A 22,410-nucleotide genomic window follows, 5' to 3' on the forward strand; every position below is an offset into this window, starting at 1 on the left:
GAGGTGTTGGAAATTTCCATCTTATACACGGGATAGGTTTCGCCGTTCACTTCGATGGTCTCTTTTGTCGAAACGGCGGACCGGCACAAAAACACGACGTCGTTGGACATGTCCTTGAACGCCACTAAACGATAATTCTCCGGATGAATACCCTTTTTCATTGCTCGTTGTGTTTTTGATGAATGCTTTTCAGCGCGACAAAGGTAATAATAAATCGGGAATAAAAATGAAATAGCGGGAATTATTTGCATGCAGGGACGAAAAAGAGCGGACAAACCCCGCCGGTTTGCCCGAAAAGCGTTGCCGTTTGCAGATTTATTCGTATCTTTGCCCCGCAAAAGCGCACGATGCGCCGCGCAAAGGGCCCATAGCTCAGTCGGTCAGAGCAGCGGACTCATAATCCGAAGGTCGTGGGATCATGCCCCTCTGGGCCCACCGTCAGCCGTGACACTCGTCACGGCTGTTTTCTTTGTCCGCAGCTCCTTCTCCGCCCCAAGGGCTGTCCGCCGGCCCTGCATCCGCGAAATCCGCCCCTGCGGCAAAAATTCCCAGCAAACGGATAATTTTTACCAGCCCGGGAAGCTCTGCCCGCCTAATTTTGTAGTTGGAATATTCAACCTCAAAAAAACAATAACCGAATGAAACGACTTTTACTGATTATGTCCTGCCTGCCGCTGGTAATGAGCGCATGCAGCGACAGCGAAACGGACGACACCGTACCGCAGAAAGGCGGTACTGCCGAAGTGGTGCTGCCCGCCGGAACCAAAGAGGAGCCAATCGGCATCGACCAGCTGATGGACGCCGTAGGCAAGACCGCCGTCTGGGTGGAAGGCTACGTCGTCGGCGCGGAGAACGCCGTGGTGCGCAGCGTTCCGCAGGTGGAGACCAAGAGCAACATCCTGCTCGCAGCCTCGCCGAACGAGACCGACAGCTATAAATGTTCGCGCGTGGACCTGGAGGACGAATCCGACATCCAGGCGCGCCTGAACATCGTGGACCACCCCGCGCTCCTCGGCGAGAAGATCAAGGTGCAGGGCGACATCGTCCGCACGACGACCGGCAGCGCCGTGAAGGTCACCCGCGTAACGGCGCAGGAGGGCGGCAAGGACCCCTCGGACACCCCCGATCCTGATCCGGACCCGGACCCCGATCCGGACCCCGATCCGATCGACCCGCCCATCACGGGTAACGTCGAACTGGACCACCTCTACGGCTATGCCGAGGGCACGACCGGCGGCGAAGGCGCGACGGCAGCCAACACCCACCACTTCGACAACGGCAAGAAGTTCGGCGAGTGGCTCTACCTGCGCGAGAAGAACAAGGACAAAACCCCCGCGATCGTCTGGCTGAGCGGCACGTTCCACAAGGACGAGGGACGCGGCAGCGGCAGCCCCTGGTTCGACATCAAGCGCACGAGCAACATCTCGATCTACGGCACGGACGACTTCGTGATGGAAAACGTCGGCTTCTTCCTCAACGAGGCGTCGAACATCATCATCCGCAACATCTACATCAAGATGCCCAAGGCCGACAACGGCGCGGACGGCATCTCCATGCAGGAGAGCAACAACGTCTGGGTGGACCACTGCACCTTCGAATCGATCAATCAGACCAAAGATTACGAGGACGGTTCGTGCGACGTGACGCACCAGACCTACAACGTCACCGTGTCGTGGTGTCACTTCATCAAGACCCAGAAATCGTGTCTGGTAGGCCACTCCAACGGACAGACCGCCGACACGAAGATCACCGTGACCTTCCACCACAACTACTTCGACCTCTCCAGCTCGCGCCACCCGCGCGTACGCTTCGGCAGGGCCCACGTCTACAACAACTTCTTCAACCAGGTGACCACCTACGGCGTGGGCAGCGCCTACGGCGCAATGGTGCTGGTCGAGGACAACAACTTCGACGGCGTGGTGCTCCCGACCGACATCTGCACCTATCCCGCCAAACCGAGCGGCAGCAGCTGGGTGTCGAACCTCCAGGGGGACGTCGCAGGCTTCCTCTACGAGCGCGGCAACGTCTTCACGAACCGCCCCTCGCAGGCGCACGAGCCCTACCCGTTCACCAACGTGGAGTATAAGAAGTATAACGGCGAGAAGCTCCCGACGCCCTACACCTACGAAGATTTTAAACCCGAGTACAGCTACATCGTCGACGATGCCGAGCAAATCGCTACCATCGTACCGTCGGGAGCCGGCACGAAGCGCCTGCCGGGCTACGCCACGGCCCCGATTCCGGTGAACAACGGCAACATCGGGGGCGGAACCGATCCCGACCCGGGAACGGACCCCGATCCCGATCCGACGCCCGACCCCACGCCGCTGGGCAACGGCTGGAATCTCTACAACAACGGAGGCGCGACCGCGCCCACCGCTTCCGGCGCGGGCAATACGCTGACGCTGACCGCCTGCGGCAAGTTCGAGAGCGGCACGCAGACCTTCGCCTACGTCTACCGTGAACTGACGGGCAACTTCACGCTCACGGTCGAGGTCAGCGAATACGCATCGACGAAGGCATCGGGCAACCAGTCGCTGGCGGGTCTGTTCGTAACGCCCGACTACACGGCCACGGCCAACGACCTGCTGCACGTCATGGCAGCCCAGGGTCCCGTCGCATTCCACCACTCGTCGCGTTCGGCGGTCGGCAACGCCGCATCGAGAGGCAACCTCGCCGCCCCCGGAACGGATACCGAAGCCAAGCCGATCCTCAAACTCGAACGCGAGGGCGACAAGTGCAAGCTCTCCTACTCGCTCGACGGCGGCGCAACGTTCGGCGCCGTAAGTTCGAAGGAGATCGCGGGCCTGCCCGACAAGCTCTACGTCGGTCTGGCAGCCAACAGCGGCGACAGCAAGAAGACTTCGACGATCGTCTTCAAGGACTTCAAGATCGATTCGCAGGCGGTGGCCTTCGAATAGGCAGCCGAGCGAATCACCCGCGGGAGCCGGACACCTATCCGGCTCCCGTTTTTTCTGCCGGGCGGCGGGCGGAATCCGCTTTTTTTTCGTACCTTTGCCCGCAGAGAACATCAAAAACGAGCTATATGGAATTCGAAGGAACGGTTTACAAAATAATGCCCCTGACCAAGGGAACCTCCGCACGCGGCGAGTGGCAGCGTCAGGATGTGGTTTTCGAGATGCAGGAGGGGACGTTCGCCCGCAAAATCTGCGTGACGTTCTTCAACAAGCCCGACGACGTGGCCCGGCTGAAAGAGGGCGCTGCCTACACGGTCTCGGTCAACGTCGAGTCGCGCGAATACAACGGCCGCTGGTACACCGACGTACGCGCTTGGCGTCTGCAGCCCAAGCAGACCGAGGCAGCCCCTGCCCCGATGCCCGACATGCCGCCCATCGCCGAAGAGCCCACCTACGCCTCGACCCCCGAGGCAGACGATCTGCCGTTCTGACAAGCGGCGCGTGTCCACGCAAGGACCCTCTCCGGTCGGCCTCGGGCCGGCCGGAGTTTTTTGCGGCCGGCGGCAGGGAGGGCGTACGCAGGACCGCCTCCGGGCTGGCCATCGGTAGGAGGCGGTGGCTGGCAACAGGGGCAGCAGGCTGACGGCACGAATGCGGCAGACACACGGGCTTCATGAAATCCGCTGCCGGACACTCTTCGCGTCGTTAGCGAGAGGACCTGTTCGAAGCGAGGCCGCCTGCCCGTACGCACGCACAAACCCCGCCGCACAAAAAACAGCCGGACCCCCTGCGAGGTCCGGCTGTCGGTATCGGAGCGGATAAACTTATTCGGCGGGATTCGCTGCGGGAGCCACCGCGGTCGAATCGGCCTGAGCTGCGGGAGCGGGCTCCTCGTAAGGGGTGACGTCGATCAGCTCGACCTCGAACTCGAGGGCCTCGTTGGGACCGATGTCACGGCCTGCACCGCGCATGCCGTAAGCCAGGTCGGAGGGAATCCACAGGGTGATCGTACCGCCCTTGCCCACCAGCTGCATGCCCTCGGTCCAGCCGGGGATCACACGGTTGAGCGGGAACTCGATCGGCTCGTCCTTGTCGTAGTCGTCCGGACGCTGCTTCTTAATCATCTCCTGCTGCTCCTTCGAGCGGTTCTTGAAGTGCGAGGTGTCGAACACCTTGCCTTCGCGCGTGCGGCCCGTGTAGTGGACCTTCACCACGTCGCGCGGATCGGTGGCCTTCACGCTCTCGTCGCCGGCCTTGTTGATCTTGTAGAGCAGACCCGAAGCGGTCTTCTGCACGCCCGACTTCTTCTCGATCTTCTCCAGCCACGCCTTCGAAGCCTCGGCGTTCTCGGCCGGACGCTTCACCATGAAGTAGTACTGGAGGTACTGGTTCACCTCGTCGTCGGTCATCTTGGCGTTGTCGTCGCGTACGTTCTGCATGGCCTCGGTGATCCACACCACCTGGATGGGCATGCCGCTCTGACGGATGTTGAAACCGATGTCGTTACCGAAAGCGTACGAAATGTCGGCACGCTCCTGCTCGCTCTCGAACATTTCGGCGTCGGCGGCCGGGTAGTCGACCTTCGTCGAATCGCCGCCGGCCAGTCGGATGCTGTCGGCCTCGGCACGCTTGCGGGCGATAGCCTGCGCACGTTCGCCGCGCTTGCCCATGAAGTAGCCCCGCAGCAGGTCGATCGACTCCTCGTGCGGCTTCTTCGCCTTGTCGAGCGCACCGTCCTTGATGCCCTGCTCGATCTGCTTGAAGTCGAACGGAATGTCCTTCATCTCGTAGTTCATGCTGTAACCAATGTTGGCTCCCAGCGCATACGACAGGGAGTCCATGTCGCCGGAGAGGCTGCCCATGCGGACGCTGCTGCCCTTGTCGCCGCAGGCCGTCATCAACGCAGCACCCGCGAGCGCTGCGGCAAAAAGAATTTTTTTCATTGCTTTCAATTTATTTTCGAATCTGTTTTGTGTTCGTTCGCGCAAAGTTATAAAATATATTGCTATATCGCCTAACTTTCACGTTCAAAAACGACTATCGCACCCGATTTGAATATTTATCGACATCGATCAGCTGGATTTCGTAATGGAGCGTGGCATTGGGCGCGATGCCCAGCTCCTGGTCGCCCGCAGCGCCGTACGCCTCCGACGAGGGGAGCCACGAGGTGATCTTACCGCCCTTGCCGATGAGTTTGAGGCTCTCCTTGACCCCTTTCTGCAGGTCGCCCAGCTGCATGCGCAGCGTGTCGCCCCGCTCGTAGGAGGAGTAGACCTGCGTTCCGTCGACCGTGCGGATCACATAGCGCATGACCACCGTATCGCGGTCCGAGGCGGGAACCAGCCCCTGGTCGCCCAGCTCGTCGACCGTATAGGTCACCCCCGACGCCGTGCGGGCATAGGAGCGGTTCGACTTGGCGAAGTCGGCCAGGAACTGCTCCTCGTAGGCGCGGGCCTTTTCGGGCAGTGCGAAGTTCATGTAACGCAGGTAGAAAGTCTCGGCATCGGCCGCGGTGAGCTTCGCCGAGGCGCGGAAGACGTCGCGGATGCCCTCGCACACCGCCCCGACGTTGATCGTCGAATCCATCCGCATCAGGTTCATGCCCACGTTCATGCCGATCACGTAGGCCACCGAATCGGTATCGGTGCGCAGTTTCACGCCGCCGCCCTTCCGCGAGCAGGAGCCGGTCAGCGCCGCCGCGGCCAGCAGCCAAAAGAGCATATTTCTCAGTTTCATGGTCTCTGCGTCTTTTTCGACAGGAACAGGATGAACACGCTGCCCACCACGGCGGCGGCCATCGAACCCATCAGGATGGCGATCTTGCCGCGGTCGATCAGGTCCGCATCCGTGAAGGCGAGCGAATCGACGAACAGCGACATCGTGAAACCGATACCGCCCAGACAGGCCACGGCCAGCAGCATGCGCCACGTGGCCTGCTGCGGCATCTCGGCCAGACCGGACTTCACCGCGCACCAGCTCGCAAGAAATATGCCCAGCGGCTTGCCGATCAGCAGGCCGAAGAAGACGCCCATGCCGACCGAACCCGCTTCCGGGGAGATGTGGAAGATATTGAGGTACTCGACCGAAGTGATCTCCACCCCGGCGTTGGCCAGCGCGAAGATCGGCATGACCAGGAAGGTGACGTAGGGCGACAGGGCGTTTTCGAGCCGGTAGCTCATGCCCACCGAGTCGGAAGCCAGCGCGCGCATCTGCCGCAGGTAGAAGCGGTGATCCTCGTTGGGAAAATCGCCCTCAGCGTCTCCCACCGCGAGCATCGCCGCTTTCAGCCGGCGCATCTTGTGGGTGAAGTACTCCTTGCTGTAACGCGGCTTCATCGGAATGAGCATGGCCATCGCCACGCCCGAAAGGGTCGAGTGGACGCCCGAGTAGTAGAACAGCGTCCAGATGGCGATGGCGGGAACCAGGTAGAAGAACATGCGCTTCTCGCCCATCTGATTCATGAAGTAGACCGCAAGCATGATGACCAGCGCCGCCAGCAGGCAGACCATCTGGATCTGGCCGCCGTAGAAGAGTGCGATCACGAGGATGGCCCCCAGGTCGTCGGCGATAGCCAGCGCCGTGAGGAAGATTTTGAGCGAGGCGGGCACGCGGTCGCCCAGCATCGAGAGGATGCCGATGGCGAAGGCGATGTCGGTGGCCGTCGGAATCCCCCAGCCGTTGGCCGCGAGCGTCCCCTGGTTGAAGACGAGATAGACCAGCGCCGGCGCGAGCATGCCGCCCGCCGCGGCCAGCACGGGCAGGATCGCCCGCCGCACCGACGAGAGCTGCCCGCAGACGATCTCGCGCTTGATCTCCAGCCCGACGGCGAAGAAGAAGATGACCATCAGCAGGTCGTTGATGAACTTCTCGACGGTCATTCCGCGCGGGAACGCCCAGTCGATCGACCCGCTGGGACTGTGTACGAGCAGCGAGAGATCGGTTTCGAGCAGCTGGTGGTAGTATGCCGAGGTCCAGGGCAGGTTGGCCAGCAGCATGGCCGCAATGACGCACACGAGCAGCACGGCTCCGCCGGCCCAGGGCGCTTCGATGAAACTCCGGCCGCGCAGCCCCATCTGGTGGCGCGACCGTACCCAACGGTACATGGAAAATAGACGCATTTTTATAAGTTTGGTTTATCGTTCGATTTGAGAGTCAGTCCGCAGAGCTTCCACAGCAGGCGCGCTCCGGTGATGGCGTCGAGGCGCTCCTGAGCCGAGGGGCAGACCTCCACCAGGTCGAAGCCGATGATCCGCCGGCCCGAGCGCGCGAGCGTGTCGAGCAGCCAGACCGCCTCGTTGAAGCTCAGCCCGCCCGAGACGGGCGTACCGGTATGGGGGCAGTTTTCGAAAGTCAGCGCATCGACGTCGAAACTGACGTAAACCTCCTGCGGCAGGGCGCCGACGATGCGGCGGCACTGCTCGTCCCAGGTCTCGCCGCGGAAGCGTCCGGCCGCGAGGGTCAAGTCGTCGAAGGTCTCCACCCGCGGCGACTGGGCGGCCGTCAGCGCTTCGCGCTCGCTGAAGTCGCGCACGGCGACCTGCACGATCTTCTCGACCTGCTCCACATCGCGCAAGACGTTGAACATGATCGAGGCGTGCGAGAACTCGAACCCTTCGTACCCCTCCCTCAGATCGCAGTGCGCATCCAGATGGAGGATGCCGAAGCGCTCGTGCCGTTCGCCCAGCGCCCGGATCAGCCCGTAGGGGGTCGAGTGGTCGCCGCCGACCAGCCCGACGATCTTTCCCAGGTCGAGCCACCGCGCCGCCTGCGCCCGGACCTTGGCGTTCATCGCGGCACACCCCTCGTTCACGCGGCGGATCTTGCGCACGACGTAGTCGTCCTCGGGGCAGCCGCCCCCCTCGAGGTGCTCGATCACGCGCGCCGCATCGGTCCGCAGCCGCTGCGACTCCTCCTGCAGCGAGTAGTCGACATCCGCCGTAGCGATGCCCCGCCGCCAGCGGCCCGGGGCGAGCGGATCGTGGAAGTCGAGCTGCGTGGAGGCTTCGATGATGGCATCGGGAGCGTAGGCAGCACCCGCGCCGTAGGAGACCGTCACGTCCCACGGAGCCGACACGAGCACCAGTTCGGCCGTCTCGGGTTCGAACGGCAGCCCGAAGTAGGTTCCGTTGTCGACGCCCACGCCGTCGGGATCGAAAACTTTCTGTTCCATAACGTCCGTTTTAACGTACAAAGGTAGGAAAAATTTAAATTTTACCTATATTTGCTTCCCGGAAAGAGAAAGATCGGAGAGAAAAAGGCCATGAAGATCGTTGCCGACAGCGCCATCCCGTTCCTGCGGGGCGTGCTCGAGCCGTGGGCCGAGGTGCGCTACCTGCCGGGCAGCGCCATCACGCCCGCCGACGCGGCGCAGGCCGATGCGCTCATCGTGCGCACCCGCACGCGCTGCGACGAACGGCTGCTCGGCGGTTCCCGCGTGAAGCTGATCGCCACGGCGACCATCGGCTTCGACCACATCGACACGGCGTGGTGCGCGGCGCACGGCGTCGAGGTCGCCACCTCCGCGGGGTGCAACGCCCGGGGCGTACTGCAATGGGCCGGCGCGGTGCTGGTCCACCTCTCCCGCACGCAGGGGTGGCAGCCCGCCCAGCGGACTCTGGGCGTGGTGGGCGTGGGTCATGTGGGTTCGCTCGTGGCCCGATACGCCGCGGCATGGGGCTTCCGGGTCCTCGGCTGCGACCCGCCCCGCGAAGAGCGTGAACACGCCGGCTTTCTGCCGCTCGAAACGGTCGCCCGCGAGGCCGACATCCTCACCTTCCACACTCCGCTCGACGCCTCGACCCGCCATCTGGTCGACAATGCGCTGATCGGCCGGCTCCGCCCCGGGGCCGTAGTGATGAACTCCTCGCGCGGCGAGGTGGCCGACACCGAAGCGCTCGTTGCAGGCGGCCATCCGTGTGTCATCGATGTCTGGGAGCACGAACCCGCCATCGACCGCCGGCTGCTGGGACAGGCTTTGCTGGCCACGCCGCACGTCGCGGGTTACTCCGAACAGGGGAAAGCCAACGCCACGGCGATGGCCGTGGCCGCCGTCGCGCGTCGTTTCTCCCTCCCCCTGACGGGGTGGTATCCGCCCGAAGCGGCCCCCTCCGCGCCCCGGCCGATCGGCTGGGAGGAGCTTTGCGCCACGATCGACCGGGTGTACGACATCGAGGCGGAGAGCCGCCGCCTCAAGGCGCAGCCCGAAGCGTTCGAAGAGATGCGCGACCGCTACGCCTACCGCCGGGAATACTTCTGAGCGCCCCCGAAGCGCGTTCCGGCGGCGGCGATCCGGCGGCGGCGATCCGGATAAAATTGTCCCGATCTTCGTTTTGAAATCGATTCTTTTTTAATACCTTTGCGGTCGATTCACCGCAGCCATGTACCGACGCATCATAAAGCCCATCCTCTTCTCGCTCACCATCGAACGGGCACACCGCGTCGTGCTCCTCCTGCTGCGTCTGCTCGAAATCGTGCCCGGCGGACGGTGGCTGCTCGACAAATGCTGGGCCGTGCACCACCCCGCGCTCGAACGCGAGGTCTTCGGGCTGCGCTTCCGCAATCCGGTGGGGCTGGCCGCGGGTTTCGACCACAACGGCGAGGCATTCCGCTCGCTGGCGGCGCTGGGCTTCGGATTCGTCGAGATCGGGACCGTCACGCCCCGTGCGCAGCCGGGCAATCCGCGGCCGCGGGTCTTCCGCCTGCCGAAGGACCGCGCCATCGTCAACCGCATCGGACTGGCGAACCGCGGGCTGGAGAAGACCATCCAGCGCCTGCGCCGCCCCCATCCCGGCGTGATCGTGGGCTGCAACATCGGCAAGAACACCGCCACCCCGCCCGAACAGGCTGCCGCGGACTACCTGCGGCTCTTCCGCAACCTCTACCAGTATGCGGACTACTTTACCGTCAACATCAACTGCGACAACGCCTGCCGCGAGGGCATCACGCATACGCGCGAACATATTCTGCGCATCCTCGAACCGCTCTTCGACTTCCGCCGCGGACAGAACCAGTACCGCCCGGTGATGCTCAAGATTTCGCCCGACCTTACGAACGAGGCGGTGGACGAGATCACCGACATCCTGCTCTCCACGCCCCTCGACGGCATCGTGGCCACCAACGGGACCAACCTGCGCGAGGGGCTGCGCACCAGCCGCACGACGCTCGACAAGATCGGCAGCGGCCGGCTGAGCGGCGCTCCGCTTACGGCGCGCGCCGTGGAGATCGTACGCCGCATCCACACCCGTTCGGGCGGGACCTACCCCATCATCGGAGTGGGCGGGCTGATGACGGCCGACGACGTGCGGGCCATGCTCGCCGCCGGTGCGGACCTGGTACAGCTCTACACGGGCTACATCTACCGCGGTCCGGGGCTGGTCAGGGAGGTCTGCCGCGCCCTGATCGAGGACGCCCGAAAACCCGCTCCGGAACCGGAGATCGGATCGGAACCGGCGCCCGCGACGCAGAACATCCCTGCCCCGATCCCCGAAACCAAGGACATCCCCGCAACCGACGACGCATCCGCCGCAGGCTCCCGGCCAAACTGATATGCCATGAAAGCCACCATCCTCACCATCGGCGATGAGATTCTCATCGGCCAGATCGTAGACACCAACTCGGCCTCCATCGCCCGCCACCTCAACGCAGCGGGCATCGTCGTCCACGAAAAATGCTCGATCGGCGACGACCGCGGACAGATCGTGACGGCCGTCCGGCGGGCGATGCACGAATCGGAGGTGATTATCCTCACGGGCGGGCTGGGTCCCACCAAGGACGACATCACCAAGAAGACACTCGCCGACCTGTTCGGCAGCGAGCTGGTTTACAACCCGACCGTCGCCGCCCACGTCGAGCGGATGCTCACCGACCGCGGCATCGCGTTCAACGAACTCAACCGCTCGCAGGCGATGGTCCCCGCGTGCTGCACGGTGCTTTTCAACGCCCACGGCACGGCGCCGGGCATGTGGTTCGAGCGCGACGGCAAGGTGATCGTCTCGCTGCCGGGGGTTCCCTTCGAGATGGAGCACCTGATGCAGGACGAGGTGATGCCGCGGCTCAAGGCGCACTTCTCCCTGCGGCAGATCGTCCACCGCACGATGATTACGGCCGGACTGGCCGAATCGATGCTCGCGCAGAAGATCGAGGCGTGGGAGAACGCCCTGCCGCCCTATCTCAAACTGGCCTACCTGCCCAATCCCGGCTCCGTGCGGCTGCGCCTGTCGGCCTACGAGGTCGAGGGCGAGAGCGCAGCCCGCGAGATCGAGCGCCGCTTCGAGGAGCTGCGCAGGATCATCCCCGACCACTTCGTCGGCTATGAGACCGCCTCGGTGCAGGAGCTTATCCACCGCCTGCTCACCGACCGCCGAAAGACCCTCGCCACGGCCGAGAGCTGCACGGGCGGCTCGATCGCCGCACGCTTCACGGCCCTGCCCGGCGCTTCGGCCTACTTCCTCTGCGGCGTGGTGGCGTACAGCAACGCCGCCAAACACGACGTGCTGGGGGTCGACCAGGCGCTGATCGAGTGCCACGGCGCCGTGAGCGAACCCGTCGCCCGCGCGATGGCCGAGGGCGCCCGCCGCATCGCGCATGCGGATTACGCCGTGGCCACCACCGGCATCGCGGGACCCGCGGGCGGCTCGCCCGAAAAACCCATCGGCACGGTCTGGATCGCCGTGGCGACCCCCGAAGGAACACGCACCATTTTGAAGCAGTGCGGAACCGACCGCGGCCAGATCATCGACCGCGCCAGCGCCTTTGCGCTCGGTCTGCTGCGCGACTGCCTGAACGCAAAGAACGACTGACACCCATGAACCGACTGCTGCTTCTGCTTGCGCTGCTGGCCGCCTCGTGCCACCGCACCACCCCCGAAGAGCGCGTACACCGCCTGCTCACCGACCGCATGCTCACCCTCGCTACGGCAGAGGGCTGCACGGGCGGAACCATCGCCGCGCGCATCACGGCCCTGCCCGGCGCCTCGGCCTACTTCATCTGCGGCTTCGTGCCTTACGGCATGAACGCCAAGGAGCACCTGCTGCTGGTCAGCTGCGACACGATCGCCCGCTACGGCGCGGTCAGCGAACGGGTGGTCTGCCAGATGGCCGACGGAGCGCGCCGCACCGCGGGCACGCACTACGCCATCGCCACCACCGGCATCGCGGGTCCCACGGGCGGCACGGCCGCCCAGCCCGTCGGCACGGTGTGGATCGCCGTAAGCTCCCCGCTGCGGACCACGGCGCGGTTGCTGCACCTCGACGGCCGCCGCCCGAGAATCATCCGCGAGGCGGGAAGCGCCGCCATCTCCCTGCTCGAAGAGGAGTTGCTCGCGGACAATCCCTCCGCGGAATAATAATCTTTCCGAATCCCGGTTTGCTATTCCGGGAGATATTCGCCATCCTTACCAATTCGTCCAAAAAGTGAAGAAATACGCCCTGCTGCTTCTGACCCTGCTCCTGCTGGTTCGCCCCCTCGGCGGACGCGCCCAGGAGGCCGACAGCACCCTGATCGGCTACTACACCTGGTGCAACCGCCACCCGACCGATCCCGACATGCCGCTCAAGGCCGACACGCTTTTCCGGCTGGCCGGCGAACAGGGCAACCGGCGCATGCAGTCGGTGGCGCTCTGCCTGCACACCGACCACTATTATTATACGAACAACCTGGATTCGCTCAAGGTGTGGGTGGCCAAAACCCAGCAGTTCACGCGGACATACAACCAGCTGACGCACTACTACTTCGTATGGGCGCGGCTGATCCTCCACTACACCAAATACGGAAAGTACACGCTGGCGCTCTACGAACTGGGCCGCTACCAGACGCAGGCGTTCAAGGACGATTTCAAGCCCGCCATCGCCGAAGCCTACAAACAGATGGGCCATATCTACCGCACGCAGGCCTCTTACGATTTGGCGGTGGAGAACTACCGCAAGGGCATCGAGTTTATCGAGGAGAACCATCTGAAGGACGTCGACCTCTCCTACTACTATTTGCAGATGGGCGAGACCTACGCTTTCTGCGGACGTTACACCCAGGCGCTCGAAGCGCTCGACAAGGGCGAAACATGTTTGCTGCAACCCTACCACATCTGGCGCATCAAGCTGGCCCAGGCCAATGTCTACGCCCAGCATAAAGAGTTTTCGAAGGCGCGCAGGCTGCTGGACGAAATTCGGGAAAAGGGCAGCCGCTACATAACGGAGGAAAAAATCGGGGAGATCGAACTCCTCCTCTTCGTCGGTACGGGCGCCTACCAGCAGGCGCTGGCGCTGGTCAACCGCCGGCTCGAGTCCTACCGCGGCGAGCAGCAGGAGAACGACCACAAAGATAACCGGCTCCATTATTACTATACCCCGCTGCTCATCACCCGGTCCAGCATCTATCAGCGCATGGGGAATTACCGGGCTGCATGCGATGACCTTTCGCAGTATGCGGAGCTTTGGCGGCAGAAGATCGAGGGCGAGAACCGCGAGATGCTCAACGAGTTCGCCACGCTGCTCGACGTGGAGCGGCTCGACCGCGAAACGGCCGAGGCCCGGCAGGAAGCCCAGGCCGAACGACTGCGGCGCAACAACGTCCTCATCACGGCGCTGGCGGCCATCCTCGCGCTGGCAGGGGCGTTCATCGCCTTGCAGCTTCGCACCAACCGCCATCTGGCGCGTGCCAAGCGGGCCGCCGAGGAGGCCGACCGCATGAAGGGCATCTTCATCCGCCACATCACCCACGAGATCAATACCCCGCTCAACGCCATCGTGGGCTTCGCCGAGCTGGCCGCCGCCACGCCGCCGCCCGGCGAGGAGGAGCGCGGCGCCTACCTTGACATCATCCGGGAAAACAGCGGCTTCCTGCAAAAACTGGTCGACGACGTGCTGTATATCTCCGACATCGAATCGACCCTGACGCCGCCCGCCCGCTCCGAGGTGGACATCGACGCCTGCTGCCGAGACTGCCTCGAAACGGCCGCCCTGCAGACGCAGGACCCCGCCCGGCTGCGGTACGAGCCGGGCACGGTTCCCTGCCGCGTCAGCACCTCGCGCCAATACGTCACCAAAGTGCTCAACGAACTGCTGCGCAACGCCCTGCACCACACGAGCGGACCCGTCACCCTTTCGTATGCGAGCGATGCGGGGGGGGGAGTGCGTTTCACAGTCACCGACGCAGGCAGCGGCATTCCCGCCGCGGAGACGGAGCGGATCTTCGAACGCTTCGTCAAGCTCGACCCCTTTTCGCAGGGGATGGGGCTGGGGCTGAACGTCTGCCGGCTGATCGCCCGCACGCTCGGCGGCGACGTCGTCCTCGATCCGGCCAGCACCGCAGGCGCACGGTTCGTCTTCACGATCCCCGGCGCCTGACTTCGGCCGATACGGACGGCGGGCACGCAGGGAGGTGGAAACACCTGGCGTTCCTTCAATCCGCCCGACAGATAAGGATTTCGAATCCCGGCCGCCGGGTGTGGTGGCCAGCTCTGTCCGGACCCCGGCCCCGGGCCGAAAAGCAACGGGCGGCGAGGCCGGCACTGGCACACCGATCCGTCCTTCCGAAAAAAAAGCGGGAGGCTTTGGCTATTTGCCGAAAAGATTGTATATTTGCAGGCTTCTTATCGGGCCTCGACCCCGGAGGGCATTAACTAAATCACACAATCATGAAAGTTTGCGAAATCACAGGCAAGGTGGCGATCGTGGGCAACAACGTCTCGCACTCGCACCACAAGACCAAACGCAAATTCAGTCCCAATCTGAAAACCAAGCGTTTCTGGTCCGAGCAGGAGGGCCGCTGGATTACCCTGAAGGTATCGGCCGCCGGCATGAAAACAATCAACAAGAAGGGTCTCGCAGTCGCCCTGCGCGAAGCGGCCGCCCCCAAGAGCGTCTATTAAAAAACCAGTAACCAATGGCAAAGAAAGGCAACCGGGTGCAGGTCATCCTCGAATGCACCGAACAGAAGGAGAGCGGAGTTGCGGGAATGTCCCGTTACATCACCACCAAGAACAAGAAGAACACGCCGGAGCGTCTGGAGCGCAAGAAGTACAACCCGTTCCTCAAGCGCGTCACCGTTCACCGTGAAATCAAATAGTAACCTACCGTTATGGCAAAGAAAGTAGTCGCAACGCTGAAAACCGGCACGGGTAAGAACTTTACCAAGTGCATCAAGATGGTCAAGTCGGACAAGACCGGCGCTTACATGTTCAAGGAGGGCGTCATTCCCAACGACCAGGTCAAGGAGTTCTTCGAAGAGAAGAAATAGTATTTTTAAGAGCCGACTCTTAAAATACAAAGGGCATCCCTCAAGGATGCCCTTTGTATTTATCCGGGCCGGAATTTGCTATTTCAGGCGGGAAGAGGTAACTTTGGGAAAATTTCACACGCGCATGCAGATCGGAACAATCGCCTTTTTGAACTGGCAGTACCCGGGCGGCGGCGGCGAGACCGTGAGCCGCAACCTGGGGCGCTTCTTCCTCGGACAGGGTTACCGCGTGGTAATCTACGCGCTGTCGCGTTACGACGACATTCTGCCCGACGAGGACCGCCGCGACTTCGAGCTGCGCGACGTGAAGCGCCTGCCCGGCAAGCGCATCCGCATCGACCCCGACGCGCTGAGCCGTTCGCTGCGCGAAGAGGGCGTCGACCTGCTCGTGGTGCAGGGGGTCACCATCGCCCCTTTCGAGGAGCTGCGCCGGCAGACCGCCTGCCGCATCGTCTTCTGCCTGCACAGCGTCCCCTTGTGGGAGGTGTATGCCGCCCGCAGCAAACGCGCGGCCGACATTCCCGACCCCACGTGGGCGCGCAAGCTCGAATTTCTGCTGCTGCGCCGGCCGCTCAACCGCTGGACCGGAAAGATCCGGCGGCGCACGCTCAGGCTCTACGCCGCCATGCTGCCCCACCTGGACCGCATGGTGATGCTCTGCCCCCAATACCGCGACCAGATGGCCCGGCTGCTCCGCGAATCGGGCTATCCGGGCGGCGACGCTCCTGCGGAGAAGTTCCTTTCGATCTTCAATCCGCTGCTCCCGGCCGCCGAACCCGTCCGCACGCCCAAGGCGAAAGTCGTCCTATATGCCGGCCGTCTGAACTACGAGGACAAGCGCGTCGACCGCCTGCTGCGCATCTGGCGGCGGATCGAAGCCGCGGAACCCGACTGGAAACTGCGGATCGTCGGCCGCGGCAGGGAGTGGGACGCCCTCCACCGGCTCGCCCAACGGCTGGGGCTTGCGAACGTCGAATTTCTCGGCCACCGGACCGATGTCGCGCCCTTCTACCGCGAAGCCTCTTTCGTCTGCCTCACCTCCGATTTCGAAGGGTGGGGGCTGTCGCTGGTCGAGGGACAGCAGTACGGCGCAATACCCGTTTCGTTCGATTCGTCCGAGGCGATCCGCACGATCACCTGCGACGGCGAGGCGGGCATCCCGGTTCCCGCTTTCAGCGAGCGGAAGTACGCCGAGCGGCTGCTGGCGGCCATGCGCGACGAAGCGCTGCAGGAGCGGCTGCGGGAGAACGGCTACCGGGCCGCGGAGAACTATGTATTGGAAGTCGTCGGGCGAGAGTGGCTCCGCCTGATCGAAGCGCTTTAGACGATGGAAAACACCCCGAAGAAAAAGATCGCGCTGGTCATCATCCGCTACGGCGCCGAGGTCAACGGCGGCGCGGAGGTCCACTGCCGCATGCTGGCCGAACGGCTACTCCCCTACTACCGCGTCGAGGTGCTGACCACCACGATGCGCGTCTTCGACGATCCGGCGCAGGACTATCCCGAGGGCGTGCAGGTGGAAAACGGCGTCGAAGTACGCCGCTTCCGCCCCGCACCCGTCGACGGGGAACGCTTCCGCGCGCTGCGCCGCCGCAGCAAGACGGTGCGCCGCATCCGCTACTACCTCTCGAAAGCGGGTCTGCTGCGGCCGCTGGCCGACCGCCATCCCCGCTGGGGGTGGGGCTGCACGGCCGAGCGCCGCTACTTCGAGGCGCAGAAAGGCCACACGCCCGCGATGCTGCATTTTATCGCCGAGCACCGCGACGACTACGCGGCGCTGATCTTCATGAACTACTTCTTCAGCCAGACCGTGCTGGGCAGCCTGATCGCCCCCGAAAAGACGATCCTTATACCGCTGGCCCATCCCGACCGGTCGCTCTATTACAGCCTACAGACCGAGGTCTTCACCCGCGTCCGGCATATCGCTTTCAACGCCCCCGCCGAGGAGCGGCTTTGCCGCGGTCTCTTCGGGCGGGCGATGGCTCCGGGCAGCGTGCTCGGGGCGGGGCTGGACCCCGCGCCCGAGTCCGACTGGGCGGAGGTGCGCGCCAAATACGGCCTGCCGGAGCGCTACGTCCTCTACCTGGGCCGCATCACCCCCGGCAAGGTCCGCACGCTGATCCCTGACTTTTTGCGCTACGCCGAACGAAGCGGGACCGACGCCAAGCTGGTGCTGGCGGGCGGCATCGACCCGGCATTCCGCAAGACCGATTCGCCGCGGGTCCTCTTCACGGGCTTCGTCTCCGACGCGGAGAAGAGCGCGCTGATCCGCCATGCGACAGTGATGGTCAACCCCTCGCCGCACGAAAGCCTCTCGCTGCTGATGCTCGAAGCCCTCGCCGCCGGGGTTCCGGCGCTGGTGAACGGACGGGCGGAGGTGATGAAGGACCACTGCGAAAAGAGCGGTGCGGCGTGGTGGTATCGCGGGAAGCGGGATTTCCGCCGCAAGCTGCACCGCCTGCTCACCGACGACGGACTGCGCCGGGAGTTGGGGGCCAAAGGGCCCGCCTACGTCCGGGCGCATTACGACTGGGAGGGAATCATCCGCAAACTGCGCGGCATCATCGACCGCCTGTGACGGCACGCCCGGACAAGAAAAAGGCTGCCCGGAATCGCTCCGGGCAGCCTTTTTCGGTTTCTTAAAGAATCGACCCCGTCAGAATTTGCTGACGACATATTTTCGCCTTCTCCCGCCAGCATTGCGAAGGACGTCTTTTCGCCTCCTGCTATCGAAATTGCGGACGGCGCTCTTACGCCCCCTCCCCGTCCGTCAGAATTTGCGGACGGCGCGCACGAGGAATTTGTTGTACTTGGGGATCTCGATCACATAGGGCGGTTCGATGCCCGTATGGCTGGTAAAGGCGTTCTTCTCGTCCATCTCGGTCGAGGAGAAGTAGTAGACCAGCCGGTCCATGCGCTTGCCGCCGTGCTCTTTGAGCGCGTCGTTGAAGCGGTTGCGGGCCTGCCGGTTGTTCGACATGCGCGAGCCGCCGTTGTAGTTGTGTCCGATGGTCAGCAGCTCGTCGATCGAGGGCAGATACCACCCCTCGCCCTTCTCCCGACACCACTTGAACGCTGGAAAATCGTCCCACGTAAGGTTGTTCGCCGCGATGTACTCCGCCACCTTCTCCATGTTCACCGCCCCGTCGGAGCGGTCGTCGGTTCCGACCAGCCGCAAATCGGGTTTGCGGAACGCGCTCCAGTGCAGATACTCTTCGTCGAGCGAGATGATCAGTCCGTGCAGTTTGTCGTCCGAAAGGGCGCAGACCACCCCTTTCACCCCGTCGCGGTCGTAGTATTCGCCGATCTCGTAGTGCTTGAGGACGTATTCGCCGCCCGAAGTCGTCGCAGCAGGCTGGGAGACGGAGGCAACCGGAGCGGGCGCGGGAGCGGGAGCGGCAGGCGCCGGGGTCGGGGTCGCCGGAGCGGCCGTAACAGCCGAAGGCGCAGGAGCGGCAGGCCGGGCCGCGGGCGCAGCGGGCGTCAGCGTCGCCGGGGGCGCGCTTTGCGGCGCACGGAACGTCTCCTTCTCGCCGTTGGCGTATTGGATGTAGGCGACATCGCCGACGGGCAGTACGTAGGTCGGACCGTCGGGGTTCGAGAAACGCTTGTAGCGGATGGCGTCCGGCGCAATCTCCGTGACCTTGGCCTCGATGCGGGTCGCGTCGGATTTTACGATCAGGTCCTGGGCCGCAACGGTCCACGTGCCGACGATCGCCGCCAGCAGCAGCATGGTTCTTTTCATCATAACAAAAACGGTAAGGGGCCAGGAGAGGCTCGTTTGCGGGAAGACGCTGCCCGTCCGGGCGAAAGTCTCTCCCGCACGAAGAGAGCGCAAGCCGGGCGGGAAGCGTCATGCCGGGCGCGGCCTGTCCAAGCCGGGTTTATACTCGACAAATATAACGTTTTTTTCCAAACTTTCTTGCTATCTTTGTGCTCAGATCCTAATTCAAACAGCAATATGGCATTTTTCGATATTTTCAGGAAACGCCCCTCGGACGCCCCCTCCGCGGAGGAGACGCAGCGGGAGCAGGAGGAGCTGACCGCCGGGCTGGAGAAGACCAAGAGCGGGATTTTCTCCCGGCTGGCGCGCGCGGTCGCAGGCCGCTCGACGGTCGATGCCGACGTGCTCGACGAGCTGGAGGAGATCCTGGTCACCTCGGACGTGGGCGTGGAGACGACCGTCAAGATCATCCGCCGCATCGAGGAGCGCGCGGCACGCGACAAGTATATGAACGCCTCGGAACTGCAGGCGATCCTGCGCGACGAGGTGGCCCGGCTGCTCGAAGAGTCGCACGGCTCGGCCGACCACTTCGGCCTCGACGCCCGCGAGGGGGAACCCTACGTGGTGCTGGTCGTCGGCGTGAACGGCGCGGGCAAGACCACCACCATCGGCAAGCTGGCGGCGCAGCTGACCAAGGCGGGGCGCAAGGTGTGGATCGGGGCCGCCGACACGTTCCGCGCCGCGGCCATCGACCAGCTCAAGGTATGGGCCGACCGCGCCGGAGCCACCATGATCCGGCAGGAGATGGGTTCCGACCCCGCATCGGTCGCCTTCGACACGCTGACCTCGGCGAAGGCCAACGGTGCGGACGTGGTGCTGATCGACACCGCGGGCCGTCTGCACAACAAGGTGGGGCTGATGAACGAGCTGACCAAGATCCGCAACGTCATGGCGAAGGTCATCCCCGGCGCGCCGCACGAGGTGATGCTCGTGCTCGACGGCTCGACGGGGCAGAACGCCTTCGAGCAGGCGCGCCAGTTCACCTCCGCCACGCAGGTCACCTCGCTGGCCATCACCAAGCTCGACGGCACGGCCAAGGGGGGCGTGGTGATCGGCATCAGCGACCAGTTCCGCATCCCGGTGCGCTACATCGGCATCGGCGAGGGGATCGACCACCTGCGCATCTTCGACCGGAAAGCGTTCGTCGACGCGCTGTTCGGCGAGAACAAGTAGCGGGCGGATGAAACCCGGCCCGAACCATACGATGAAGAAAATCAACGTCATAACGCTCGGCTGTTCGAAGAACACGGTCGACAGCGAACACCTGATGGCCCGCCTCGCGGCGGCGGGTTACCGGGTCGTCTTCGACAGCGACCGCACCGACGCCCGAACGGTCGTCATCAACACCTGCGGATTCATCGGCGACGCCAAGCAGGAGTCGATCGACCTGATCCTGCGCGCCGCCGCGGCCAAACAGGCGGGCCGCATCGACCGGCTCTTCGTCGTGGGCTGTCTCTCGGAGCGCTACGCCGACGAACTGCGCGCCGAGATTCCCGAGGTGGACGAATACTTCGGAGCACGCACGTGGGACGGCATCGTCCGGGTGCTCGAGGCGTCGGAGGAGCCGGCGCTGGCCACCGAGCGCCACCTGACCACGCCACGGCACTACGCCTACCTGAAGATTTCGGAGGGGTGCAACTGGAAGTGCGGCTACTGCGCCATCCCGCTCATCCGCGGCGAACACGTCTCCGTACCGATGGAGACGCTCGAAGAGGAGGCCCGCAAGCTGGCCGCTGCGGGGGTGAAGGAGTTGATCGTCATCGCGCAGGACACGACCTACTACGGCATCGACCTCTACGGCCGCCGCATGCTCGCCGAGCTGCTGCGCCGCCTGTGCCGCATCGAGGGGATCGCGTGGATCCGCCTCCACTACGCCTATCCGGCGGCGTTCCCCGAGGAGGTGATCGCCGTCATGGCCTCGGAGCCGAAAATCTGCAAATACCTCGATATCCCCTTCCAGCACATCTCCGACGCGCAGCTCGCGGCCATGCACCGCCGTCACACGAAAGCCGAGGCAACGGAGCTGATCCGCCGGCTGCGGGAGGCGATCCCCGATCTGGCGCTGCGCACCACGCTGCTGGTCGGTTATCCCGGTGAGACGGAGGCCGATTTCGAGGAGCTGATGCAGTTCGTGCGCGAGGTGCGTTTCGAGCGGCTGGGGGTCTTTCCCTACTCCGAGGAGGAGGGGACCTATTCGGCCCGGGAGCTGCGCGACGACATACCGGAAGCGGTCAAGCAGCAGCGGGCGGAGCGGATCATGGCGCTCCAGCAGCAGATCGCCTGCGAGAACAACCGCCTCCGCGTGGGGCGCACCGAACGGGTGCTGATCGACTCCCGGCAGGGCAATTTCTACGTCGGGCGCACGCAGTTCGACTCCCCGGAGGTGGACCAGGAGATTCTGATCCCCGCATCCCAACGCCGCCTGCTGCGCGGGCATTTCTACGACGTGAGGATCGATTCGGCCGAAGAATACGATTTGTACGGCAGCGTGGTCCGGTGACCCGTCTGGGAACCTGCGACCGGTCCGGAGGTGCGCCGCCGGCCGCCCCGACGAACGGGTTTGGTTCGGTGGGAGGGGAGGCGGCCGAGAAAAATTTGTAATTTTCCGTTCTTTTTCCTACCTTTGGAGAGCAGTTTCCAACAAGCGACCGCACAACGATGGCCGAAAAAAACGTAATAGTCAATCTCGAGGCGCGCATGCGCGCCCTTATCGACGACCATCGCCGGTTGACGGGGCTTTGCGGGGAGCTGACGGCGCAGCGCGACGAGCTTCGGGCCGAGAACCGCGCGTTGCAGGAGCGCATCCGCGAACTCGACGCCGAGCTGCAACGCATGCAGCTCACAGAGGGGCTTGCGGGCACGAGCCGCGACCGGGAAAAAGCGCGGGCACGCGTCAACCGTCTTATGCGGGAGGTGGACAAGTGCATCGCACTGCTCGGGAGGCCCGACCCGGCCGCTCCGGAGACAGGGGCCTGACCCCGGGCACGGCAACGCAATAAGCGAGAGGTTCCACCAAGGGACCGACACGACGAAGAGGGAGCGGGAGAACTGAGGGAGAGAGAACGTGAGGGGAGAACGAAAGGAATAAACGAAATGGCACAACAGGCGATCACGCTCAAAATAGCAGGCAAGAGCTATTCGCTCAACATCGAGAGCGAAAAGGAGGAGGTCTACCGGCTGGCCGAACGGGAGGTGAACAACTACCTTGCGCTGATAAAGCAGAACAACTTCCGCAACTGGACCGATCCGGATTACCTGTCGATGGCAGCGCTCAAATTCGCCATCGCGCTGGTAGACCTGCGACAGAGCCGCGAAGTAGGCAGCGAGGAGCTTCGACACCTGGAAGAGATCGACCGGGAGGTCGACGCCTACCTGAACACCCTTAAAGGCTGAGCGAGCGAGGGGGCTTCGGCCCGGAACGAAAACCGCGGCGCCGACCGATGGCGTGCAATAAACCGGCGCACCGCCCCGTTAGAG

22 protein-coding genes and 1 tRNA gene are annotated in these 22,410 nt (G+C 63.8%); 17 read left to right on the forward strand and 6 right to left on the reverse strand.

From position 1 onward, the window contains the following. Positions 1 to 161: 50S ribosomal protein L31 (locus ACMO9O_RS03005; RefSeq protein WP_418982215.1), on the reverse strand; the 161-nt coding region annotated here is incomplete at its 3' end. A gap of 200 nt (positions 162 to 361) precedes the next feature. Here ACMO9O_RS03005 and ACMO9O_RS03010 point away from each other — a divergent pair. From ACMO9O_RS03010 to ACMO9O_RS03020, 3 genes are all read left to right on the forward strand, one after another. Beyond that, positions 362 to 435: transfer RNA gene (locus tag ACMO9O_RS03010), tRNA-Ile, on the forward strand. Between the two features lie 203 nt (positions 436 to 638). Further along, positions 639 to 2,921 (forward strand): DUF6359 domain-containing protein, encoded by a 2,283-nt coding sequence (locus ACMO9O_RS03015; protein WP_418982141.1) that lies wholly within the window; start codon positions 639 to 641, stop codon positions 2,919 to 2,921. A gap of 125 nt (positions 2,922 to 3,046) precedes the next feature. Continuing rightward, the gene (locus ACMO9O_RS03020; protein ID WP_418982142.1) at positions 3,047 to 3,409 is read left to right on the forward strand and encodes a DUF3127 domain-containing protein; all 363 of its coding nucleotides are present in this window, start codon (positions 3,047 to 3,049) and stop codon (positions 3,407 to 3,409) included. A 333-nt stretch (positions 3,410 to 3,742) separates the two neighbouring features. Here the strand turns inward: ACMO9O_RS03020 and ACMO9O_RS03025 are convergent, their stop codons facing one another. The 4 genes from ACMO9O_RS03025 to ACMO9O_RS03040 form a co-directional block, all read right to left on the reverse strand. Then, the gene (locus tag ACMO9O_RS03025) at positions 3,743 to 4,861 is read right to left on the reverse strand and encodes an FKBP-type peptidyl-prolyl cis-trans isomerase N-terminal domain-containing protein (RefSeq protein WP_418982143.1); all 1,119 of its coding nucleotides are present in this window, start codon (positions 4,859 to 4,861) and stop codon (positions 3,743 to 3,745) included. A gap of 94 nt (positions 4,862 to 4,955) precedes the next feature. Next, positions 4,956 to 5,654, reverse strand: coding sequence for an FKBP-type peptidyl-prolyl cis-trans isomerase (locus ACMO9O_RS03030; RefSeq protein ID WP_418982144.1), 699 nt, complete (start codon positions 5,652 to 5,654; stop codon positions 4,956 to 4,958). After that, on the reverse strand, positions 5,651 to 7,021 hold the full coding sequence (gene nhaA / locus ACMO9O_RS03035) for a Na+/H+ antiporter NhaA (RefSeq protein WP_418982145.1): 1,371 nt from the start codon (positions 7,019 to 7,021) through the stop codon (positions 5,651 to 5,653). Before nhaA ends, ACMO9O_RS03030 begins: the two co-directional genes overlap by 4 nt. A gap of 17 nt (positions 7,022 to 7,038) precedes the next feature. Next, a complete protein-coding gene (locus ACMO9O_RS03040) occupies positions 7,039 to 8,088 on the reverse strand; it encodes an agmatinase family protein (protein ID WP_418982146.1) in 1,050 nt (349 codons plus the stop codon). A gap of 90 nt (positions 8,089 to 8,178) precedes the next feature. Here ACMO9O_RS03040 and ACMO9O_RS03045 point away from each other — a divergent pair, with 90 nt between their 5' ends. The 10 genes from ACMO9O_RS03045 to ACMO9O_RS03090 all read left to right on the forward strand — a co-directional run bounded on the left by ACMO9O_RS03045 (position 8,179) and on the right by ACMO9O_RS03090 (position 17,727). After that, positions 8,179 to 9,174 (forward strand): 4-phosphoerythronate dehydrogenase, encoded by a 996-nt coding sequence (locus ACMO9O_RS03045; protein WP_418982147.1) that lies wholly within the window; start codon positions 8,179 to 8,181, stop codon positions 9,172 to 9,174. Positions 9,175 to 9,295: 121 nt separating this feature from the next. Further along, positions 9,296 to 10,462: a quinone-dependent dihydroorotate dehydrogenase gene (locus ACMO9O_RS03050; protein WP_418982148.1), complete on the forward strand. Its 1,167-nt coding sequence runs from the start codon at positions 9,296 to 9,298 to the stop codon at positions 10,460 to 10,462. Between the two features lie 6 nt (positions 10,463 to 10,468). Continuing rightward, positions 10,469 to 11,716: a competence/damage-inducible protein A gene (locus tag ACMO9O_RS03055; protein WP_418982149.1), complete on the forward strand. Its 1,248-nt coding sequence runs from the start codon at positions 10,469 to 10,471 to the stop codon at positions 11,714 to 11,716. 5 nt (positions 11,717 to 11,721) lie between these two features. Further along, positions 11,722 to 12,261, forward strand: a complete 540-nt coding sequence (locus ACMO9O_RS03060) for a CinA family protein (RefSeq protein WP_418982150.1) — start codon at positions 11,722 to 11,724, stop codon at positions 12,259 to 12,261. A gap of 67 nt (positions 12,262 to 12,328) precedes the next feature. Then, positions 12,329 to 14,257: an ATP-binding protein gene (locus ACMO9O_RS03065; protein ID WP_418982151.1), complete on the forward strand. Its 1,929-nt coding sequence runs from the start codon at positions 12,329 to 12,331 to the stop codon at positions 14,255 to 14,257. A gap of 290 nt (positions 14,258 to 14,547) precedes the next feature. Beyond that, entirely contained in the window at positions 14,548 to 14,781 is a 234-nt protein-coding gene (gene rpmB / locus ACMO9O_RS03070) for a 50S ribosomal protein L28 (protein WP_009596398.1), read from the forward strand. A 14-nt stretch (positions 14,782 to 14,795) separates the two neighbouring features. Further along, positions 14,796 to 14,978 (forward strand): 50S ribosomal protein L33, encoded by a 183-nt coding sequence (gene rpmG, locus ACMO9O_RS03075; RefSeq protein ID WP_087263103.1) that lies wholly within the window; start codon positions 14,796 to 14,798, stop codon positions 14,976 to 14,978. A gap of 12 nt (positions 14,979 to 14,990) precedes the next feature. Then, positions 14,991 to 15,149: a DUF4295 domain-containing protein gene (locus tag ACMO9O_RS03080; RefSeq protein ID WP_418982152.1), complete on the forward strand. Its 159-nt coding sequence runs from the start codon at positions 14,991 to 14,993 to the stop codon at positions 15,147 to 15,149. Positions 15,150 to 15,273: 124 nt separating this feature from the next. Next, positions 15,274 to 16,473: a glycosyltransferase gene (locus ACMO9O_RS03085; RefSeq protein ID WP_418982153.1), complete on the forward strand. Its 1,200-nt coding sequence runs from the start codon at positions 15,274 to 15,276 to the stop codon at positions 16,471 to 16,473. A 3-nt stretch (positions 16,474 to 16,476) separates the two neighbouring features. Further along, a complete protein-coding gene (locus ACMO9O_RS03090; RefSeq protein WP_418982154.1) occupies positions 16,477 to 17,727 on the forward strand; it encodes a glycosyltransferase family 4 protein in 1,251 nt (416 codons plus the stop codon). Between the two features lie 192 nt (positions 17,728 to 17,919). Here the strand turns inward: ACMO9O_RS03090 and ACMO9O_RS03095 are convergent, their stop codons facing one another. Next, positions 17,920 to 18,897, reverse strand: coding sequence for a hypothetical protein (locus tag ACMO9O_RS03095; RefSeq protein ID WP_418982155.1), 978 nt, complete (start codon positions 18,895 to 18,897; stop codon positions 17,920 to 17,922). A 213-nt stretch (positions 18,898 to 19,110) separates the two neighbouring features. On the opposite strand from ACMO9O_RS03095, the gene ftsY reads away from it, so the two are divergent. The 4 genes from ftsY to ACMO9O_RS03115 all read left to right on the forward strand — a co-directional run bounded on the left by ftsY (position 19,111) and on the right by ACMO9O_RS03115 (position 22,326). Beyond that, positions 19,111 to 20,106, forward strand: a complete 996-nt coding sequence (gene ftsY / locus ACMO9O_RS03100) for a signal recognition particle-docking protein FtsY (protein WP_418982156.1) — start codon at positions 19,111 to 19,113, stop codon at positions 20,104 to 20,106. A gap of 31 nt (positions 20,107 to 20,137) precedes the next feature. Continuing rightward, positions 20,138 to 21,433 (forward strand): 30S ribosomal protein S12 methylthiotransferase RimO, encoded by a 1,296-nt coding sequence (gene rimO / locus ACMO9O_RS03105; RefSeq protein ID WP_418982157.1) that lies wholly within the window; start codon positions 20,138 to 20,140, stop codon positions 21,431 to 21,433. A 158-nt stretch (positions 21,434 to 21,591) separates the two neighbouring features. Next, on the forward strand, positions 21,592 to 21,909 hold the full coding sequence (locus ACMO9O_RS03110; RefSeq protein ID WP_418982158.1) for a hypothetical protein: 318 nt from the start codon (positions 21,592 to 21,594) through the stop codon (positions 21,907 to 21,909). Positions 21,910 to 22,026: 117 nt separating this feature from the next. Continuing rightward, positions 22,027 to 22,326, forward strand: a complete 300-nt coding sequence (locus ACMO9O_RS03115; RefSeq protein ID WP_418982159.1) for a cell division protein ZapA — start codon at positions 22,027 to 22,029, stop codon at positions 22,324 to 22,326. The last annotated feature ends 84 nt before the right edge of the window (positions 22,327 to 22,410 follow it).

It is taken from the genome of Alistipes sp., from assembly GCF_048465635.1.
GTDB lineage: Bacteria > Bacteroidota > Bacteroidia > Bacteroidales > Rikenellaceae > Alistipes.

Excerpts from the sequence above, each read along its gene's own strand:
- ACMO9O_RS03015 (WP_418982141.1), top strand. The coding sequence starts at position 639 with ATGAAACGACTTTTACTGATTATGTCCTGCCTGCCGCTGGTAATGAGC.
- ACMO9O_RS03020 (WP_418982142.1), top strand. The coding sequence starts at position 3,047 with ATGGAATTCGAAGGAACGGTTTACAAAATAATGCCCCTGACCAAGGGA.
- ACMO9O_RS03025 (WP_418982143.1), bottom strand. The coding sequence starts at position 4,861 with ATGAAAAAAATTCTTTTTGCCGCAGCGCTCGCGGGTGCTGCGTTGATG.
- ACMO9O_RS03030 (WP_418982144.1), bottom strand. The coding sequence starts at position 5,654 with ATGAAACTGAGAAATATGCTCTTTTGGCTGCTGGCCGCGGCGGCGCTG.
- nhaA (WP_418982145.1), bottom strand. The coding sequence starts at position 7,021 with ATGTACCGTTGGGTACGGTCGCGCCACCAGATGGGGCTGCGCGGCCGG.
- ACMO9O_RS03040 (WP_418982146.1), bottom strand. The coding sequence starts at position 8,088 with ATGGAACAGAAAGTTTTCGATCCCGACGGCGTGGGCGTCGACAACGGA.
- ACMO9O_RS03045 (WP_418982147.1), top strand. The coding sequence starts at position 8,179 with ATGAAGATCGTTGCCGACAGCGCCATCCCGTTCCTGCGGGGCGTGCTC.
- ACMO9O_RS03050 (WP_418982148.1), top strand. The coding sequence starts at position 9,296 with ATGTACCGACGCATCATAAAGCCCATCCTCTTCTCGCTCACCATCGAA.
- ACMO9O_RS03055 (WP_418982149.1), top strand. The coding sequence starts at position 10,469 with ATGAAAGCCACCATCCTCACCATCGGCGATGAGATTCTCATCGGCCAG.
- ACMO9O_RS03060 (WP_418982150.1), top strand. The coding sequence starts at position 11,722 with ATGAACCGACTGCTGCTTCTGCTTGCGCTGCTGGCCGCCTCGTGCCAC.
- rpmB (WP_009596398.1), top strand. The coding sequence starts at position 14,548 with ATGAAAGTTTGCGAAATCACAGGCAAGGTGGCGATCGTGGGCAACAAC.
- rpmG (WP_087263103.1), top strand. The coding sequence starts at position 14,796 with ATGGCAAAGAAAGGCAACCGGGTGCAGGTCATCCTCGAATGCACCGAA.
- ACMO9O_RS03080 (WP_418982152.1), top strand. The coding sequence starts at position 14,991 with ATGGCAAAGAAAGTAGTCGCAACGCTGAAAACCGGCACGGGTAAGAAC.
- ACMO9O_RS03085 (WP_418982153.1), top strand. The coding sequence starts at position 15,274 with ATGCAGATCGGAACAATCGCCTTTTTGAACTGGCAGTACCCGGGCGGC.
- ACMO9O_RS03090 (WP_418982154.1), top strand. The coding sequence starts at position 16,477 with ATGGAAAACACCCCGAAGAAAAAGATCGCGCTGGTCATCATCCGCTAC.
- ACMO9O_RS03095 (WP_418982155.1), bottom strand. The coding sequence starts at position 18,897 with ATGATGAAAAGAACCATGCTGCTGCTGGCGGCGATCGTCGGCACGTGG.
- ftsY (WP_418982156.1), top strand. The coding sequence starts at position 19,111 with ATGGCATTTTTCGATATTTTCAGGAAACGCCCCTCGGACGCCCCCTCC.
- rimO (WP_418982157.1), top strand. The coding sequence starts at position 20,138 with ATGAAGAAAATCAACGTCATAACGCTCGGCTGTTCGAAGAACACGGTC.
- ACMO9O_RS03110 (WP_418982158.1), top strand. The coding sequence starts at position 21,592 with ATGGCCGAAAAAAACGTAATAGTCAATCTCGAGGCGCGCATGCGCGCC.
- ACMO9O_RS03115 (WP_418982159.1), top strand. The coding sequence starts at position 22,027 with ATGGCACAACAGGCGATCACGCTCAAAATAGCAGGCAAGAGCTATTCG.